General features: G+C 62.5%; 17 protein-coding genes. 2 read left to right on the top strand and 15 right to left on the bottom strand.

Annotation, left to right across the window (positions count from 1 at the left end; genetic code table 11):
- Positions 1 to 129 precede the first annotated feature (129 nt).
- Complete coding sequence (locus PMI28_RS02720; protein WP_007991898.1) at positions 130 to 918, bottom strand: AraC family transcriptional regulator; 789 nt, start codon at positions 916 to 918, stop codon at positions 130 to 132.
- An 85-nt stretch (positions 919 to 1,003) separates the two neighbouring features.
- On the opposite strand from PMI28_RS02720, the gene PMI28_RS02715 reads away from it, so the two are divergent.
- On the top strand, positions 1,004 to 2,002 hold the full coding sequence (locus PMI28_RS02715) for a bile acid:sodium symporter family protein (protein ID WP_007991899.1): 999 nt from the start codon (positions 1,004 to 1,006) through the stop codon (positions 2,000 to 2,002).
- A gap of 114 nt (positions 2,003 to 2,116) precedes the next feature.
- Here PMI28_RS02715 and PMI28_RS02710 read toward each other — a convergent pair whose 3' ends face one another.
- From PMI28_RS02710 to ribBA, 6 genes are all read right to left on the bottom strand, one after another.
- On the bottom strand, positions 2,117 to 3,832 hold the full coding sequence (locus PMI28_RS02710) for an amidase (RefSeq protein WP_007991900.1): 1,716 nt from the start codon (positions 3,830 to 3,832) through the stop codon (positions 2,117 to 2,119).
- A 265-nt stretch (positions 3,833 to 4,097) separates the two neighbouring features.
- The gene (locus PMI28_RS02705) at positions 4,098 to 5,252 is read right to left on the bottom strand and encodes an ABC transporter ATP-binding protein (protein WP_007991901.1); all 1,155 of its coding nucleotides are present in this window, start codon (positions 5,250 to 5,252) and stop codon (positions 4,098 to 4,100) included.
- Between the two features lie 16 nt (positions 5,253 to 5,268).
- A complete protein-coding gene (locus tag PMI28_RS02700; RefSeq protein ID WP_007976227.1) occupies positions 5,269 to 6,078 on the bottom strand; it encodes an ABC transporter permease in 810 nt (269 codons plus the stop codon).
- 6 nt (positions 6,079 to 6,084) lie between these two features.
- Positions 6,085 to 7,029, bottom strand: coding sequence for an ABC transporter permease (locus PMI28_RS02695; RefSeq protein WP_007991903.1), 945 nt, complete (start codon positions 7,027 to 7,029; stop codon positions 6,085 to 6,087).
- Complete coding sequence (locus PMI28_RS02690; protein ID WP_007991905.1) at positions 7,026 to 8,051, bottom strand: ABC transporter substrate-binding protein; 1,026 nt, start codon at positions 8,049 to 8,051, stop codon at positions 7,026 to 7,028. Before PMI28_RS02690 ends, PMI28_RS02695 begins: the two co-directional genes overlap by 4 nt.
- A 304-nt stretch (positions 8,052 to 8,355) precedes the next feature.
- On the bottom strand, positions 8,356 to 9,465 hold the full coding sequence (gene ribBA, locus PMI28_RS02685; RefSeq protein WP_007991907.1) for a bifunctional 3,4-dihydroxy-2-butanone-4-phosphate synthase/GTP cyclohydrolase II: 1,110 nt from the start codon (positions 9,463 to 9,465) through the stop codon (positions 8,356 to 8,358).
- A gap of 71 nt (positions 9,466 to 9,536) precedes the next feature.
- Between ribBA and PMI28_RS02680 the strand changes: the two genes are divergently transcribed.
- On the top strand, positions 9,537 to 9,833 hold the full coding sequence (locus PMI28_RS02680; RefSeq protein WP_007991910.1) for a DUF1330 domain-containing protein: 297 nt from the start codon (positions 9,537 to 9,539) through the stop codon (positions 9,831 to 9,833).
- A 123-nt stretch (positions 9,834 to 9,956) separates the two neighbouring features.
- Here PMI28_RS02680 and PMI28_RS02675 read toward each other — a convergent pair whose 3' ends face one another.
- From PMI28_RS02675 to PMI28_RS02640, 8 genes are all read right to left on the bottom strand, one after another.
- Positions 9,957 to 10,520 carry an NUDIX hydrolase gene (locus PMI28_RS02675; protein WP_007991914.1) on the bottom strand — a complete coding sequence of 188 codons (564 nt, stop codon included), beginning with the start codon at positions 10,518 to 10,520 and terminating at the stop codon, positions 9,957 to 9,959.
- A gap of 1 nt (position 10,521) precedes the next feature.
- Positions 10,522 to 11,274, bottom strand: coding sequence for a GntR family transcriptional regulator (locus tag PMI28_RS02670; RefSeq protein WP_007991917.1), 753 nt, complete (start codon positions 11,272 to 11,274; stop codon positions 10,522 to 10,524).
- Positions 11,275 to 11,362: 88 nt separating this feature from the next.
- Complete coding sequence (locus tag PMI28_RS02665; protein ID WP_007991919.1) at positions 11,363 to 11,752, bottom strand: carboxymuconolactone decarboxylase family protein; 390 nt, start codon at positions 11,750 to 11,752, stop codon at positions 11,363 to 11,365.
- A gap of 19 nt (positions 11,753 to 11,771) precedes the next feature.
- Positions 11,772 to 13,223: an NAD-dependent succinate-semialdehyde dehydrogenase gene (locus PMI28_RS02660; protein ID WP_007991921.1), complete on the bottom strand. Its 1,452-nt coding sequence runs from the start codon at positions 13,221 to 13,223 to the stop codon at positions 11,772 to 11,774.
- 135 nt (positions 13,224 to 13,358) lie between these two features.
- A complete protein-coding gene (locus tag PMI28_RS02655) occupies positions 13,359 to 13,844 on the bottom strand; it encodes a flavin reductase family protein (RefSeq protein ID WP_007991923.1) in 486 nt (161 codons plus the stop codon).
- A 12-nt stretch (positions 13,845 to 13,856) separates the two neighbouring features.
- On the bottom strand, positions 13,857 to 15,338 hold the full coding sequence (locus PMI28_RS02650; protein WP_007991925.1) for an aldehyde dehydrogenase: 1,482 nt from the start codon (positions 15,336 to 15,338) through the stop codon (positions 13,857 to 13,859).
- Positions 15,335 to 16,168, bottom strand: coding sequence for an alpha/beta fold hydrolase (locus PMI28_RS02645; protein ID WP_007991927.1), 834 nt, complete (start codon positions 16,166 to 16,168; stop codon positions 15,335 to 15,337). The genes PMI28_RS02650 and PMI28_RS02645 overlap by 4 nt, the downstream gene beginning before the upstream one ends.
- Before the next feature lie 44 nt (positions 16,169 to 16,212).
- The gene (locus tag PMI28_RS02640) at positions 16,213 to 16,803 is read right to left on the bottom strand and encodes an amino acid synthesis family protein (protein WP_007978708.1); all 591 of its coding nucleotides are present in this window, start codon (positions 16,801 to 16,803) and stop codon (positions 16,213 to 16,215) included.
- Positions 16,804 to 16,992: the final 189 nt, after the last annotated feature.

Consider the following 16,992-nt stretch of genomic DNA (forward strand, 5'->3'; position numbering starts at 1 on the left):
CTGCGGATGACGAACATCCAGTGTGGGAGCGAGCTTGCTCGCGAAGGCGGAGTGTCAGTCAATGCAGGTGTCGACTGATCCACCGCTTTCGCGAGCAAGCCCGCTCCCACAGGTTGTACGGTGCAGGGCTCAGCGGAAGAATTCTCCGGGCGTTTCGCCGAATTGCTGACGAAACGCGGCGATAAACGCCGATGTCGAGTCGTAGCCACAGGCCAACGCGACGTCGGTCACTCGCTGGCCCTGTTCCAGGGGTGTCAGGGCGCCGAGCAGGCGCAAACGCTGACGCCAGGCGCGAAAGGTCAGGCCGGTGTCGCGCAGGAACAGGCGACTGAGGGTTTTCTCGGTGACGCCGAATTTGTCGCTCCAGTGACTGAGCGTGGTTTGTTGCTCGGGGTGCGACTCCAGGCTCTGAGCGATTTGCCGCAACCGGCTGTCCTGGGGCAGGGGCAGCATCAGGTCGATCTGTGGCGCCTCAGCCAACTGATCGAGAATCACCTGGGCCAACCGGCCGTGCGGGCCGCTCTGATCGTATTCCACTGGAATCTGACTGAAGGCACGGATCAACTCGCGCAACAGATCGCTGACCCCCAACACATGACAGCCCGGCGGCGCCCATGTCGAGACGCTGCAATCGATGTACAGGCTGCGCATTTCCGTGCGCGGCGAACTGAACACCCGGTGCGGCATGCCCGCCGGAATCCACACGGCACGCTCCGGCGGGGCGACGAAACGTCCGACGCCGGTCTGAATTTCGAGCACGCCCTGAATCGCATAGGAAAGCTGCACCCACGGGTGGCTGTGGCGCCGGGTCAGGGCGCGATTGGGCAGCGATTCGGTACGGCCGTAGAGCGGCCGTGGCAGGCTGGACAGCCCGGGAATACTGCGCCGGATACTTTTGTCATGTCCTTTAGGCGGCATCGGTGGGCTCATCGGCGTTAGTCGGTAATTCCCAGTCACGTTAGAGTCGCTTTCACGTACTGGCAACCCCCGGATGATCAAACCCATGACTCGCCCCCGTTTGTTACCCGACAACTTCACCCTGACCCTGATCGGCGTGGTGACGCTCGCCAGCCTGCTGCCCGCCAGCGGCCAGGTCGCGGTCGGTTTCGGCTGGCTGACGAACATCGCCATTGCGCTGCTGTTTTTCCTGCATGGCGCCAAGCTGTCTCGCGAATCGATCATTGCCGGCGCCGGGCACTGGCGCCTGCATTTGCTGGTGTTCAGCCTGACGTTCGTGCTGTTTCCGTTGCTCGGCCTGGCGCTCAAGCCGCTGCTGTCGCCGCTGATTGGCAATGACCTGTACATGGGCATGCTTTACCTGTGTGCACTGCCCGCTACGGTGCAGTCGGCGATTGCCTTTACTTCGCTGGCGCGGGGCAACATCCCGGCGGCGATCTGCAGCGCGGCGGCGTCCAGCCTGTTCGGGATTTTTCTCACGCCGTTGCTGGTGACCCTGCTGCTGAATGTCCACGGCGAAGGCGCCTCGACCCTCGATGCCATCCTCAAGATCAGCGTGCAATTGCTGCTGCCGTTCATTGCCGGGCAAATCGCGCGACGCTGGATCGGCAACTGGGTGGCGCGCAACAAGAGCTGGTTGAAATTCGTCGATCAGGGCTCGATTCTGCTGGTGGTCTACGGCGCGTTCAGCGAGGCAGTGATCGAGGGCCTCTGGCACCAGATTCCGCTGCTGGATCTGGTTGGGCTGGTGGTGGCGTGCTGCGTGGTCCTGGCGCTGGTGTTGGCGGCCTCGACCGTACTGGGCAAGGCGTTCGGCTTCAATCAGGAAGATCGCATCACCATTCTTTTCTGCGGTTCGAAGAAAAGCCTGGCGACTGGTGTGCCGATGGCGCAGGTGTTGTTTGCCGGTAGCACCATTGGCGTGTTGATCCTGCCGTTGATGCTGTTCCACCAGATTCAACTGATGGTCTGTGCGGTGCTGGCGCAGCGTTTTGCCAATCGGCCGGAATCGATTCCGGAACTGATGGCTCAGGTCGATCCCTGAAAATCCGGGGAAACTGTAGGAGCCAGCTTGCTGGCGATGGAGTCAAGTGCCCCGCGTTTATCCAGCTCAAACGCGTTATCGTTGACGACCATCGCTGGCAAGCCAGCTCCTACATTACTGCTTGTCAGCCGCCAATGGCGGGGTGCGCGGCGGGATCATGCGCTGGTTGCCGGTCGATTCGAACGCCGACGCCAGGTGCAGCAGCGACGAGTCGTCATAGGCGCGCCCGGCAAACGTCAGGCCGACCGGCATGCCGATGTCCGGCATCACGCCCATTGGCACGGTGACCGTTGGCACGCCGAGGTGACGGATGGCGAGGTTGCCGTTGGCGACCCATATACCGTTGCTCCAGGCGATATCCGCCGAATGCGGATCGACATCGGCATTCGCAGGCGCTACATCGGCGACCGTCGGGAACAGCACCGCGTCGAGTCCCAGGCGATCCATCCAGTCTTCCAGATCGATCTTGCGGGTCTTCTCAAGCCCGCGCAGGCCGTCGGGTACTGTGCTGATCTGGTCCCACGGCGTGATGCCGCGCTCGGCCATGCGCACGTATTCGTCCATGCCGGCGACCAGGTCGCCCTCGCGGTTGGGCAGGGTGCCCGGGTCGTGAGGGAAGATCAGCGGGCCGTCGACATCGACCAGGCGATTCAATTTCGGATCGCCGTTGGCCTGCAGGAAGTCATCGAACGCCCAGGCCGTCAGGTCCCACAATTCGTGGTGCAGGAATTCCTTGGAGACGATGCCGCGATTGAACACGGTCGGCGCGCCAGGACGATCGCCCTCGCAATTGGAGACCAGCGGGAAGTCCACTTCGAGCACTTCGGCGCCAGCGGCTTCGAGGGCCTTGCGCGCCTGTTCCCAGAGACCGATCACCGACGGACGGGTAATGATGCGCTGCCCGGTTGGCCCGCCGATGCCCGGCGCTTCGGACGTGCCGGCTTCAGGGTCGGCATTGATGTACATGCGCGGAATGCCGAACTTCTTGCCTTTGAGCGCTTCGCTGTTCGCCGCCAGCGCGGCATAGGATTGCGGGCGTACCTCGGACGATTTCGGAATGGGCACCCAAGGCTGCAAGCGCCACAGGTCACCGCGGGTATCCGCGTCATCGGCCACCACCACGTCGAGCACTTCGAGCAGGTCGGCCATGGTCCGGGCAAACGGCACGACCACGTCCATGGTCGGGGTCAGCGGCCAGTTGCCGCGTACCGAGATCACCCCGCGCGAAGGGGTGTAGGCGCACAAACCGTTGTTCGAAGCCGGGCCGCGGCCGCTCGACCAGGTTTCTTCCGCCAGGCCAAAGGCCGCGAAACTGGCCGCAGTGGCCGTGCCGGCACCGTTCGACGAGCCGGAGGCGAAAGGGGCGGTGAGGTAGTCAGCGTTGTACGGACTCTCGGCGCGGCCATAGACGCCACGCTGCATCCCGCCGTTGGCCATCGGCGGCATGTTGGTCTTGCCCAGGCAGATCGCCCCGGCGGCGCGCAGGCGCTCGATGGTGAACGCATCGCGATAGGCGACCAGGTCTTTGAAGGCAGGACTTCCGGAGGCAGCGGTCAACCCCTTGACCAGATAGCTGTCTTTGGCGGTGTAAGGGATGCCATCCAGCGGACCCAGCGTCTGGCCTTTGGCGCGGCGGGCGTCAGACGCCTGGGCCTCGGCGAGCGCTTCAGGATTGCGAACCACCATTGCGTTGAGGGCAGTAGGTGTTTGCGGGCCGTCATAGGCGTCAATGCGGGCGAAATAGGCCTGGACCAATTCAACCGAGGTGGTCTGGCCGGATTCGAGCGCCGCACGCAGCTCGGCAATGGAAACTTCGGTGACTTCGATCATGCTGCCACCGCCGCTTGCAGGTGGAGGGTCCCAAACACTTCACTTTTCTCGAAATGGACTTTCATATCGTTATTCTCGTTGCACTGTGTGGCACGACAGGGTCGGGTGTTAAAAATACTGAGCACTATTTAGCATTAAACCGGGATTTTAGGAATCCGTTGTCCAATTTATCTTACAGGCGACAGAAAAAAGGCCACCACAACCCGACGTTGTGGTGGCCCGAGGGTGACACTTTAGCAGCGGCCCACCGTTGTGGGCCATGGGATCAATGCGCGCCGGCGGCCTTGTTCAGGTCGCTTTCGGCCCATTCGGTGTAGACGCAGGCATCGGCCGTGGCCCAGCGCACGCGCACCGGGTCGCCCGCCTTGAGCGGCATGCCGGCGGCGGAAAGCGCCTTGACCGTCATCGAGGTGCCACCTGAAGTGACCACGCTGCAGGTCTGGCTTTCACCGAGAAACAACACTTCCACGACCTTGGCCGCCACTTCGTTCCAGCCGGCGGCCAGCGGCTCGGCAACGGCTTGTTCGTTACTCAGGGCCAGGGCTTTTTCCGGACGCACCATTAGCAGCACGTCCTGATCGGTAAGCAGGCCGGCTGTGAGGCGGATCGACAGCGGCTGCCCTTCGAAGGTCGCCACCGCATTACCCTGAGCCTTGAGCTTGAGGAAGTTCGAGTTGCCGAGGAACGAGGCGACGAAGGCGTTCGGCGGATTCTGGTACAGGTCATAGCCGCTGCCGAGGCCGACGATCTTGCCGTGGCTGAAAATCGCGATGCGCTGGGACAGGCGCATGGCTTCTTCCTGATCGTGGGTCACGTAGACGATGGTGATGCCCAGGCGCCGATGCAGCTGGCGCAGTTCATCCTGCAAGTCTTCGCGCAGTTTCTTGTCCAGCGCGCCCAGTGGTTCGTCCATCAGCAGGATGCGTGGCTCATAGACCAGCGCCCGGGCGATGGCGACCCGTTGCTGCTGGCCACCGGACAGTTGCGAAGGGCGGCGATGAGCAAATTGTTCAAGTTGCACCAGCTTGAGCATCGCATCGACCCGGCGTTCGCGCTCGGCGGCAGCCAGTTTGCGGATGGCCAGCGGGAAGGCGATGTTGTCGCGCACGGACAGGTGCGGGAACAGCGAGTAGCGCTGGAACACCATGCCGATGTCACGTTTGTGCGGCGGCACGTTGATCAGCGACTGGCCATTGACCAGGATCTCGCCGCTGCTCGGGGTTTCGAAGCCGGCGAGCATCGACAGCGTGGTGCTTTTGCCGGAGCCGCTGGAGCCGAGGAAGGTGAGGAATTCACCGTCCTTGATGTCCAGCGAGATGTTGTCCACGGCGGCAAAATCGCCATAGTGTCTGTTCAGGTTACGCAGGCTGACCAGGGGTTTGTCATTTTGCTGCGCGGAATCTTTGATCACTGCACTCATGTCGTACTCCTGGCGCTCAAGCGCTGATTTCATTGCGCCGGCGCAGAGCGGCGGCGATCACCATGACCAATACCGAGAGGCCGATCAGCAGCGTCGAGGCGACGGCGATCACGGGCGTCAGGTCCTGGCGCAAGGTGGTCCACATTTTCACGGGAAGGGTTTGCAGGGTCGGGCTGGCCATCATCACGCTCAGCACCACTTCATCCCACGAGACGAGGAAGGCGAAGAGGGCGCCGGCGACCATGCCCGGGCGGATCGCCGGGAAGGTCACCTTGAACACCGCTTGCAGGCGCGAGGCGCCGCAGATCACCGCCGCATCCTCGATTGACTGATCGAACAGCTTCAGCGAGTTGATGATCGAGATGATGGTGAACGGCAACGCCACGATCACATGGCTAACCACGAACGCGAACATGGTCCCGGTGTAGCCCAGTTTCAGGAACAGCGCGTATACCGCCACGGCGATGATCACCAGCGGCACGATCATCGGCAGGGTGAACAGGCCGTAGAGCATTTCCCGGCCGGGGAAGCGGCCGCGCACCAGGGCGAACGCGGTCGGCAGGCCCAGCGCGACGGCGAAGAACGTCGTCAGCACCGCAACCTTGAGGCTGGCCATCGCCGCGTTCATCCAGTCGGCGTTGGAGAAGAACTGGCCGTACCATTTCAGCGTCCAGCCCGGTGGCGGGAACACCAGCCATTGCGACGAGCCGAACGACAGCAGCACGATGAACACGATCGGCAGCAGCAGGAACAGACCGATCAGCCCGGTGGTGGCATACAGGCCGAAGCGCATGCGCCGGCTCATGGCATTGGGGGTCAGGAGCATGACGGTTTACCTCGCGTTGCTGGCGCCAACCGGGGATTCCGGCTGAAGCTTCAGGTAGAAGTAGAACAGCACCAGCGTGATCACGATCAGCAACGCGGCGCCGGCGCTGGCCAGGCCCCAGTTGAGGAACGACTGCACCTGCTGAATGATGAACTCGGGGAGCATCATGTTCTGCGCACCGCCCAGCAGCGCCGGGGTCACGTAGTAACCGAGGGACATCACGAACACCATCAGCCCGCCGGAGAACAGCCCCGGCCGGCACAGCGGCAGGAACACCCGGAAGAAGTTGGTCCAGGGGCTGGCGCCGCAGATCGAGCCTGCCTGCAAAATCATCGGGTCGATGGCCTGCATGGTCGCCTGCAACGGCAACACGATGAACGGGATCATGATGTAGCTCATGCCGATCACCACGCCGGTGAGGTTGTGCACCATCTCCAGCGGTTGATCGATGATGCCCAGCGCCATCAGCGCCTTGTTGATCACCCCGGAGGCTTGCAGCAATACCAGCCAGGAGTAGGTGCGGGCGAGCAGGCTGGTCCACATCGACAGCAGCACGATGTTGAGGATCCAGCGGCCCCAGCCGCGCGGCACCAGAGTGATTGCCCAGGCCAGCGGGAAGCCCAGCAGCAGGCTGAACAGTGTGACTAGCCCGGCCACCGAAAAGGTGTTGAGCAACACCCGCGCATACGCCGAGTTGGCGAACAGTTGCTCGTAGTTGCCCAGCCCCGGCACCGGTTCCAGCACGCCGCGCAGCAGCAGGCCAATCAACGGCGCCAGAAAGAACAGACCGAGGAACAGCAGGGCGGGGACCAGGTTACTGGCGCCACGCCAACGCTGCTTCAGCGTCGGTGAGGGTTGCTTCGCAACGCTCTGGCCGACTGCCGAACCGGCAGCGCCGGTGGCGCTCCCGGAGGCCGTGGACGGACGAGACGCGGTTACCGTCATTTTCATTTGACCAGCCATTCGTTCCACCGTGTCGCAATGGCCGGACCGTTCTTGGCCCAGTATGCGAAATCAAGAGTGATCTGATCCTTGGCGTAGGCCGTCGGCAGGTTCGGGGCCAGTACCGAATCCAGGCGCGCCACGCTGTCGACGTTGACCGGGGCATAGGCGGTCAGGTTGGAGAAGTCGGCCTGGCCCTTGGCACTGCTGGCGTTGGCCAGGAACTTCATCGCCGCGTCCTTGTTTTTCGAACCCTTTGGAATGACCAGGATGTCGGCCATGACCAGGTTCTGTTTCCAGCTTACGCCAACCGGGGCGCCGTCTTCTTGCAGGGCATGAATCCGGCCGTTCCAGAACTGGCCCATGCTCGCTTCACCGGAGGCCAGCAGTTGCTGCGACTGCGCGCCGCCGCCCCACCAGACGATGTCCTTCTTGATGGTGTCGAGTTTTTTGAACGCGCGGTCCAGGTCCAGCGGATAGAGCTTGTCGGTCGCCACGCCATCGGCCAGCAGGGCCAATTCGAGCACGCCTGGGCTCGGCCATTTGTAGAGGGCGCGTTTGCCGGGGTAGGTCTTGGTGTCGAACAGCGCGGACCAGTCCTGAGGCTTGCTGGCGCCAAGCTTGCCTTCGTTGTAGCCGAGGACGAAGGAGAAGAAGAACGAGCCGACACCGTGGTCGGAGACGAAGCGCGGGTCGATCTTGTCGCGTTCAATGACTTTGAAGTCGAGGGGTTCAAGCAAGCCTTCGGAGGCGGCGCGCAAGGCGAAGTCGGCTTCGACGTCGACCACGTCCCACTGCACGTTGCCGCTTTCGACCATGGCCTTGAGTTTGCCGTAGTCGGTCGGGCCATCCTGCACAACGGTGATGCCGCTGGCCTTGCTGAACGGATCGGCCCAGGCCTGCTTTTGCGCATCCTGGGTGCTGCCGCCCCAACTCACGAAGTTGACGCTTTCAGCCGCCATCAACGCTTGGCTGGTCACGCTCAGCAGTCCTGCAAAAAGAACCGCGGTCGCACGTTTGTTCAACACCATTTTTACGCCCTCATTGTTGTGTTTATGAGCGGGGCTTTCGAATGCCCGCCTATCGGGAGCAGTAGGTCCGTCGAGTCAGCTTCGACTGTCCGGTCTATGGAATATCATATTATGGTATTCCAAGCTTTGTGCAAGCATTTTGCCGTACCGGCTATCAGCCAAAAGTGGTTTTTCAGTGACGACGCATTCCCCTGTGGGAGCGGGCTTGCTCGCGAAGAGGGAGTGTCAGTCGACACTTATGTTGTCTGATACACCGCATTCGCGAGCAAGCCCGCTCCCACAGGGAATCGCGCTAAACCGAGGATCACTCGGTGAATGGAATACTCTCCACCACTTCCAGGTCGTACCCGGTCAAGCCCGCATACTTCAACGGCGGGCCGAGGTGGCGCAATTTGCCGACACCGAGGTTTTGCAGGATCTGCGCACCGGTGCCGACTTCCGAATAAATCCGTGACTGCGAACGGCTGAACTGCCGGGGCGGCTGGGTCAATTGCGGCACGCGTTCGAGCAACGCCTGAGAGGATTCGTGATTGGCCAGCACCACCACCACGCCGTGGCCTTCGGCGGCGACACGCTGCAAGGCGGCCCACAATGTCCAGTTGGTTGGCCCGCTGTATTCGGCGCCGACCAGATCGCGCAACGGATCGATCACATGCACGCGCACCAGCGTCGGTTGCTCGCGACGCAAATCGCCCATGACCATGGCCATGTGGACACCACCTTCGATGCGATCCTCAAAGGTGATCAGGCGGAAGGTGCCGTGCACGGTCGGCAGATCACGTTCACCGATGCGCACGATGGTGTGTTCGGTGCTCAGGCGATAGTGAATCAGGTCGGCGATGGTGCCGATCTTGATCCCGTGCCTGCGTGCGAACACTTCCAGGTCCGGGCGGCGGGCCATGGTGCCGTCGTCGTTCATCACTTCGACGATCACCGAGGCGGGTGTATGGCCGGCCAGGCGTGCCAGGTCGCAGCCGGCTTCGGTGTGGCCGGCGCGGGTCAGCACGCCGCCTTCCCGGGCGCGCAGCGGGAAGATATGGCCAGGTTGCACAATGTCGGCGGGGCCGGCTTGGGCGGCGACGGCGGCGGCCACGGTGCGTGCCCGATCCGCTGCGGAGATGCCGGTGGTCACGCCGACGGCCGCCTCGATGGACACGGTAAACGCGGTGCTGAACACGCTGCCATTGCTCGGCACCATCTGCTCCAGACCCAGGCGTTTGCAGTGTTCGTCGGTCAAGGTCAGGCAGATCAGGCCGCGGGCTTCACGGGCCATGAAACTGATCGCCTCGGGTGTGCAGCAGTCGGCGGCCAGCAACAGGTCGCCTTCGTTTTCCCGGTCTTCATCGTCGACCAGCAGGACCATTTTGCCGAGGCGGTAATCTTCGATGATTTCTTCGATGCTGTTGAAGGCCATGGTGGACGCTCAGTGTGTTGGCTGGAATGAATTGTGGTATACCATAATACAAAATTAACCAAGAGGTCACTATGAAGGCGTACTGGATTGCTCACGTGGATGTCACCGACCCCGATCAATACAGCCAATACACCCAGCGGGCGCCGAAGGCATTCGCTGCCTATGGCGCACGGTTTCTGGCTCGCGGCGGGCGCAGCGAAGCACTGGAGGGCCGAGCGACACCGCAACGCAGCGTGGTGATCGAGTTCGATTCCTACGAGCAGGCGCTGGCGTGCTATCACTCGGCGTTGTATCAGGAGGCGAGGGGACACCGCGAAGGCGTGGCGAAGGCTGAGGTGATCATTGTCGAGGGTATGCCGCCGCTCTGACCAACACCCGTAAACCCTGTGGGAGCGAGCTTGCTCGCGATGAGGGAGTGCCAGTTGACATTTATGTTGGTTGATACACCGCCATCGCGAGCAAGCTCGCTCCCACAGGGGGAGTGGGAACTGTCAGCGGATGAAATGGATTTTCCCGCTGTCGTCATTGCCCATGTAGATGCCATAGACACCGGCCTGGCGTTCCTCGATATAGCGTTCGAGGATCTGCCGGATCGCCGGGTAGTAGATGCTGTCCCAAGGGATGTCCTCGGGCGCGAAGAATTTGTAGTCGAGGGTTTCCGGGCCGTACTGGCCGGTGATCTCCAGCGCGATGGCGCGGAAGATGATGTACACCTCGCTGATTTGCGGAACGCTGAAAATCGAGTAGGGCGAGAGGATTTCCGCACGCACGCCACTTTCTTCCCAAACTTCACGCAAGGCCGCCTGCTCGGTGGTCTCGCCGCTTTCCATGAAGCCTGCGGGCAGGGTCCAGGTGCCGGGGCGCGGTGGAATCGCGCGCTGGCACAAGAGGTACTTGCCGTCCTGCTCGATGATGCAGCCGGCAATGATTTTCGGATTGACGTAATGGATGTAGCCGCAGCCGCAGCACATCAGGCGCTCGTGCGTATCGCCCGGCGGCAGCTGTGACCTGAGGTCATTGCTGCCGCACTTGGGGCAAAAGCTCGGGCTGAACATTTCAGCGACCTATGCGCGGTTCTTTCAGCGCGATGGGCAGGGTGATCGCCGGGATGTCGCCGGTTTCTTCCTGCTTGCGCTTGAGGTAGTCCAGCGCCACGGCAGCGGCCGCGCGCACGTGGTCGACGCAAGCCTGGTGAGCGGCCAGCGGATCACCGCTCTTGATCGCCTCGACCATGCGCTCCATTTCCTGGTTACTGGCACCGCGACGGTTTTCCTGGGATACGGAGGTCGCACGCAGGTAGCTGATGCGCGCCTGCAATTGGCGCAACTGAGTGGCCGCGACATGGTTGCCCGAACCTTCGAGCAGCACGTCGTAGAAACCCTGGACCGAGTCGATGACCTGTTGCAGTTCGCCGTCCTTGAGCGCCTTGCGGTTTTCTTCGAGGGCTTTTTCCAGGGCTTTGATGTCCTTGGCCTTGGCGCGCAGGGTGAACAGTTGCACGATCAGCCCTTCGAGCACGCAGCGCAGCTCGTAGATGTCCACGGCGTCGGCCAGGGTAATGATCGCGACACGCGGGCCCTTGGCATCGGCGAATTCCACCAGGCCTTCGGATTCGAGGTGACGCAAGGCTTCGCGCACCGAAGTACGGCTGACGCCCAGGCGATCGCACAGATCGCGTTCGACCAGACGGTCTCCCGGCAGGAGCTGGAAGTTCATGATGGCGCTTCGCAGTTTATCCAGCACGATTTCGCGCAGGGTGACGGGGTTGCGATTGACCTTGAAGCTGTCGTCGAGTGGCAGGCGTTTCATGGGGTCCGCTCTGATTGTGGCTGTCCATGCAAAAAGAGCACTTCGATTACGGGAATCCATGTGCTCGGTCGGATCAAACAGCCAAGGGTTAACTGGAGGCCTCGGCATCGGCTTCGGCGAAGGCTTCACGGGCGAGCCGGAAACTGTCTACGGCAGCGGGGACACCGCAATAAATGCCGACCTGAAGCAATATTTCGCGTATTTGCTCACGACTCAGGCCGTTACGCAAGGCGCCGCGCACATGCAGCTTGAGTTCATGGGGCCGGTTGAGGGCCGAGATCATCGCCAGGTTGATCATGCTGCGTTCCTTGAGCGACAAACCCTCACGGCCCCAGACATGACCCCAGCAATACTCGGTGACCATTTCCTGCAGTGGCCGGGTGAAATCGTCGGCGTTCTCGATGGAACGATTGACGTAGGCTTCGCCCAGCACCTGGGTGCGGATCTTCAGGCCTTTTTCATATTTTTCGTTGTTCATTTGCGTAGCTCCCGCGGGCTCAAAGGCCGCCCATCAAGGTGTATTTGAGTTCCAGGTAATCCTCGATGCCGTACTTCGACCCTTCACGGCCCAGCCCCGAGGACTTGATGCCGCCAAACGGCGCGACTTCGGTGGAAATCAGCCCTTCGTTGATCCCGACCATGCCGTACTCCAGCGCCTCGCTCATGCGCCAGGCGCGGCCCAGGTCGCGGGTGTAGCAGTAGGCGGCCAGGCCGAATTCGGTGTCGTTGGCCATTTCGACGGCCTGGGCCTCGGTGTCGAAGCGGAACACCGCTGCCAGCGGGCCGAAGGTTTCTTCCCTGGCAACTTTCATCTGTGTAGTGACAGCCGCGAGCACGGTGGGCTGGAAGAAACCGTTGCCCAGCGCATGGCGTTCGCCACCGCACAGCAGCTGTGCGCCGTGGGCCAGTGCGTCTTGCACGTGCTCTTCGACCTTGGCCACGGCACGCTCGTTGATCAGCGGGCCCTGAGTGACCCCGGAGTCGAAGCCGCTGCCGACCTTGAGCTGCGAAACCCGTTCAGCCAGTCGAGCGACAAAGGCATCGTGGATACCGGCCTGCACCAGGAAGCGATTGACGCAAACGCAGGTCTGTCCGGCGTTACGGAATTTGGCGATCAGCGCACCGTCGACGGCGCGCTCCAGATCGGCATCGTCGAAGACAATGAACGGCGCATTGCCGCCCAGTTCCAGCGAGACTTTTTTCAGCGTCGGCGCACATTGAGCCATCAGCAGCTTGCCGATGGCGGTGGAGCCGGTGAACGACAATTTGCGCACCAGAGGGCTGCCGGTCAGCTCGCCACCGATGGCGATGGCATCGCCGGTGATCACGTTGAAAATGCCCGCTGGAATGCCGGCCTGTTCCGCCAGCGCGGCCATGGCCAGTGCCGAGAACGGCGTTTCCGGGGCCGGTTTGACGATGCACGGGCAACCGGCCGCCAGCGCAGGACCGGCCTTGCGGGTGATCATCGCCGCCGGGAAGTTCCATGGCGTGATGGCCGCGACGACGCCAATCGGCTCCTTGCTGACCACGATGCGCGCATCGCCCTTGTGGCTGGGAATGGTGTCGCCGTAGATGCGCTTGGCTTCCTCGGCGAACCACTCGATGAAGCTCGCGGCGTAGAGGATTTCACCCCTGGCTTCAGCCAGTGGCTTGCCTTGTTCGAGGGTGAGGATTTCGGCCAGGGCGTCGGCGTTTTCCAGCATCAAGGCATGCCAGCGCTTGAGCGTATTACTGCGCTCCTTGGCGGTCAGTGCGCGCCAGGCCGGCCAGGCCTTGTTGGCGGCGTCGATGGCCAGGCGCGCATGCTCGGCGCCGAGGTTCGGCACCTGGCCGATACGCTCGCCGGTGGCCGGGTTGAAGATGTCCTGACAGGCGCCCTGCGGCGCGTCCAGCCATTGGCCGTTGATGTAGGCCTGCTGGCGGAACAGTAACGAGGCTGCTGGGCTCATGCCGGCTCCTGAAAAAAGTGATGAACCTGTGGGAGCGGGCTTGCTCGCGAAAGCGGTGGGTCAGTCATATTAATGTCGACTGACACTCCGCCTTCGCGATCAAGCCCGCTCCCACAGGGGGATTGTGTTGAACCATCAAGCCAGGGCGGGCAGTGGGCCCAGCTTGCCTTTGTGGTAGATCATCGGTGTGACCGGTTGCTCGGGCAGGATCAGGTTCTTCACCGCGCCGACGATGATCGCGTGATCACCGCCGTCGTATTCGCGCCACAGTTCGCACTCGATGATCGCCGTCGCCTTGGCCAGGATCGGGTTGCCCCGTTCGCTCAAGTGCCATTCGATGCCTTTGGCCTTGTCCTTGCCTTTACCGGCGAAGGCATAGGCTTCGGCGGTCTGGTCGGCGGACAGCAGATGAATCGCGAACTGCTTGCTGTCGCGCAGCACCGGGTAGGTGTCGGAGCCGTAGTTGGGGCAGAACAGCACCAGTGCCGGGTCGATCGACAGCGCACTGAAGGCGCTGGCGGTGATGCCGACGATGCCGCCGTCCGGGTCCAGGGTGGTGACCACCGTGACCCCGGACGGGAACGAGCTCATCACGTCTTTGTAAATGCCGGGTTCGATCATTTTCCAGGACTCCTAGCGCATCACGAATGGATCAGGCATCGGTGCCTGGGACAGGTTGATCCACACCGTTTTCAGCTCGGTGTAGGCCAGCACCGAATCGATGCCGCTTTCGCGTCCATAGCCGCTGTTCTTGAAACCGCCGATCGGCGCCATGGCCGAGACGGCGCGGTAGGTGTTGACCCAGATGATTCCGGAACGTACGTCCCGGGCCAGGCGATGGGCACGGCCCAGGTCGCGGGTCCAGATGCCGGCGGCGAGGCCGAACTGCGAGTCGTTGGCGATCGCCAGGGCTTCGGCTTCGTCCTTGAAACGGATGACCGAAGCCACCGGGCCAAAGACTTCTTCCTGCATGATCTTCATCGAGTTGCGATCGCACTCGAACAGCGTCGGTTCGTAGAACCAGCCGTCGCCCAGATTCTCTGGGCGCTTGCCGCCCAGGCGCAGACGCGCACCTTCGGCGATGGCATCGGCCACCAGGCCTTCGACCACGGCCAGTTGTTGCGCAGTGGCCATCGGGCCCATTTCGCTGCTGTCGTCCTGCGGGTTGCCGATGCGGATGCGCCGGGCGCGTTCCACCAGGCGAGCGACGAACTCGTCGTAGATTTCGTCCTGCACCAGCAAGCGCGAACCGGAGACGCAGCTCTGCCCGGATGCGGCATAGATCCCGGCGATGGCGCCGTTGATCGCGCTATCGAGGTCGGCGTCGGCGAAGATGATGTTCGGCGATTTACCGCCCAGTTCCAGCGACAGCTTGGCGAAGTTCTCCGCGCTGCTGCGCACCACATGCCGCGCCGTGGCCGCGCCGCCGGTGAAGGCAATCTTGCGCACCAGCGGATGGCGGGTGAGGGCGGCGCCGGTGCTCGGGCCGTAACCGGTGACGACGTTGACCACCCCCGGCGGAATCCCGGCTTCCAGTGCCAGACGCGCCAATTCAAGGATGGTCGCCGAGGCGTGTTCCGACGGCTTGATCACGATGGTGTTGCCCGCGGCGAGGGCCGGAGCGAGTTTGATCGCGGTCAGGTACAGCGGGCTGTTCCACGGAATGATCGCGGCGACCACACCCATGGCTTCGTGCACGGTGTAGGCAAACAGGTCCGGCTTGTCCAGCGGCAGGGTGCCGCCTTCAAGCTTGTCCGCCAGGCCTGCAGTGTAGTGGAAGAACTCCGGCAGATAGCCAACCTGACCGCGGGTTTCGCGGATCAGCTTGCCGTTGTCGCGACTTTCCAGCTGCGCCAGCTGTTCCTTGTTTTCGGCGATCAGGTCGCCCAGGCGACGCAGCAGTTTGCCGCGAGCAGTGGCCGTCAAACCGTGCCATGCCGGGCTGTCGAAAGCGGTCTGCGCAGCCTGCACGGCGCGCTCGACATCGGCTTCGTCGGCATCGGGCAGTTCGGCCCAAGGTTCGGCCAGCGCCGGGTTGAGACTTTGAAAGGTCTTGCCGGACAGGGCATCGACCCATTCACCGCCGATGCACATCTGGAAGCGTGCGAGTGTCATGCAACGATCCCCTTGATCTGGTTTTGTTTGGAGTGCGCGGCCTGCAGAAACTCCAGCAGCAGCTGGTTGACCAGGCGCGGCGATTCTACGGGCATCATATGCCGTTGCTCGGCGAGGACGGCAACGGTCGCACCGGGAATGCGTTCGGCCAGTTGCCTGGCCATTTCCGGGGTCGAGCCGGGGTCCAGTTCGCCGGTGGCGATCAGCGTCGGCACCTGGATGCTGGCCAGGTCGTCGGCGCGGTACATGTCCTGGGTGGCGAACAGTTCGTAAGTGGTCAGGTAACCCTGAGGGTCATTGCCGGCCAGGGTCTGGCGAATCGCGGCGATCTGTGCCGGGTTCGCGGCCTGATATTCGCGGCTGAACCAGCGCGACAGCGCCGCTTCGGCATTGGCGTCCGGCCCGTGTTCGGCGGCCTGACTGGTGCGGGCGATGACCCCCGCGCGCTGTTCAGCGCTGCGGTTGAACACACTGTTGAGCACCACCAGGCCTTCCAGGCGTTGCGAGTAGTGCAGGGCAAACGCCCGCGCTACCAACCCGCCCATGGAAAAGCCGATGACCGTTGCCTTGGGCAATTGCAGATGGTCGAGCAGCTCCAGCAACTGGTCGGCATAGCCGAGCAGCGGCGTGCCAATCGAAGGGCGCGGGCTGGCGCCATGGCCGAGCATGTCGTAGGCGATGACGCGGTACTTCGTGGCCAGGCCGACGATCTGGCCGCCCCACATTTCTTTGTTCAGGCCCACGCCGTGGATCAAGACCACGGGCTGGCCTTGGCCGGTCGCCAGGTAACTGGTGCCAGCCGGGGTGAGTTCAGCGGTGAGCCGAATCATGGAGCGCTCCTGCAATGCCTTCTTGTTGTCGTTTTGCTGGCCGGTTACTGGGCTTTTTCGGCGGCCAGTTCTTCCAGGTCGATGTAGCGGTTGCCGATGCGCGGGTGCAGGCGGCCGCCGTCGGCGCAGCCCAGGACCACGACGATTTCGTCGGCACGCGGGGCGTCTTCGATTTGCATTTCCAGGGTGATGTAGTGCGAACGCAGGCCTTCGTCGTCCTTGTGCATCATCGGGATCTGGATCGAGGTGCCCGGGCCGCCGCGCTTGTTGGTGAAGCTCAGGTAGCTCTTGGCCTTGACCGCTTCGCGGTAGTGGTTGCCGAAGCGCAGGGTGTGGATCACCGCAGAAGCGTGTTCGATTTCGCCATCGGCGCCGACCACGGCAGCCTTGCCGTAGGCCTCGATCTTCTCGGCGCCGCCGATGATGCCCACCAGGCGCTCAACCATCAGTGCACCGAGGTCGGAGCAGTTGGCGCGGATCTGTGGTTTCAGGTCTTCGACAAAACCGTTGCCCAGCCAGGGGTTTTTCATCACCACGGCCAGACCGACCATGGTCACGGGCTTATCGGTGGCTTTGCCGCCTTCAATAAAGGTTTCTTCGACATAGCTGACGATCTTGCGGATTTCGAAACTCATGAGCTGCTCCGTAGAGGTTTTGGGTGTCTGTGCGTCTGATGGTATACCATAATACCGGAAGCACAAGTCCCTCGAACGGAGTTTCTGGTCGGACGGCGATAAAAGGGGGGGGCAGGCGAGGCTAATGCCGATCAGTTAAGCGGTAATGCGATCTGTAGCAGCTGCCGAGCCCGCGAGGCTGCGTTCGGC

It is taken from the genome of Pseudomonas sp. GM48 (assembly GCF_000282335.1).
Lineage (GTDB): Bacteria > Pseudomonadota > Gammaproteobacteria > Pseudomonadales > Pseudomonadaceae > Aquipseudomonas.

Excerpts from the sequence above, each read along its gene's own strand:
- PMI28_RS02715 (WP_007991899.1), top strand. The coding sequence starts at position 1,004 with ATGACTCGCCCCCGTTTGTTACCCGACAACTTCACCCTGACCCTGATC.
- PMI28_RS02720 (WP_007991898.1), bottom strand. The coding sequence starts at position 918 with ATGCCGCCTAAAGGACATGACAAAAGTATCCGGCGCAGTATTCCCGGG.
- PMI28_RS02665 (WP_007991919.1), bottom strand. The coding sequence starts at position 11,752 with ATGAACAACGAAAAATATGAAAAAGGCCTGAAGATCCGCACCCAGGTG.
- PMI28_RS02640 (WP_007978708.1), bottom strand. The coding sequence starts at position 16,803 with ATGAGTTTCGAAATCCGCAAGATCGTCAGCTATGTCGAAGAAACCTTT.
- PMI28_RS02700 (WP_007976227.1), bottom strand. The coding sequence starts at position 6,078 with ATGCTCCTGACCCCCAATGCCATGAGCCGGCGCATGCGCTTCGGCCTG.
- PMI28_RS02650 (WP_007991925.1), bottom strand. The coding sequence starts at position 15,338 with ATGACACTCGCACGCTTCCAGATGTGCATCGGCGGTGAATGGGTCGAT.
- PMI28_RS02690 (WP_007991905.1), bottom strand. The coding sequence starts at position 8,051 with ATGGTGTTGAACAAACGTGCGACCGCGGTTCTTTTTGCAGGACTGCTG.
- PMI28_RS02695 (WP_007991903.1), bottom strand. The coding sequence starts at position 7,029 with ATGAAAATGACGGTAACCGCGTCTCGTCCGTCCACGGCCTCCGGGAGC.
- PMI28_RS02645 (WP_007991927.1), bottom strand. The coding sequence starts at position 16,168 with ATGATTCGGCTCACCGCTGAACTCACCCCGGCTGGCACCAGTTACCTG.
- PMI28_RS02705 (WP_007991901.1), bottom strand. The coding sequence starts at position 5,252 with ATGAGTGCAGTGATCAAAGATTCCGCGCAGCAAAATGACAAACCCCTG.
- PMI28_RS02710 (WP_007991900.1), bottom strand. The coding sequence starts at position 3,832 with ATGATCGAAGTCACCGAAGTTTCCATTGCCGAGCTGCGTGCGGCGCTC.
- PMI28_RS02675 (WP_007991914.1), bottom strand. The coding sequence starts at position 10,520 with ATGTTCAGCCCGAGCTTTTGCCCCAAGTGCGGCAGCAATGACCTCAGG.
- PMI28_RS02660 (WP_007991921.1), bottom strand. The coding sequence starts at position 13,223 with ATGAGCCCAGCAGCCTCGTTACTGTTCCGCCAGCAGGCCTACATCAAC.
- ribBA (WP_007991907.1), bottom strand. The coding sequence starts at position 9,465 with ATGGCCTTCAACAGCATCGAAGAAATCATCGAAGATTACCGCCTCGGC.
- PMI28_RS02655 (WP_007991923.1), bottom strand. The coding sequence starts at position 13,844 with ATGATCGAACCCGGCATTTACAAAGACGTGATGAGCTCGTTCCCGTCC.
- PMI28_RS02670 (WP_007991917.1), bottom strand. The coding sequence starts at position 11,274 with ATGAAACGCCTGCCACTCGACGACAGCTTCAAGGTCAATCGCAACCCC.
- PMI28_RS02680 (WP_007991910.1), top strand. The coding sequence starts at position 9,537 with ATGAAGGCGTACTGGATTGCTCACGTGGATGTCACCGACCCCGATCAA.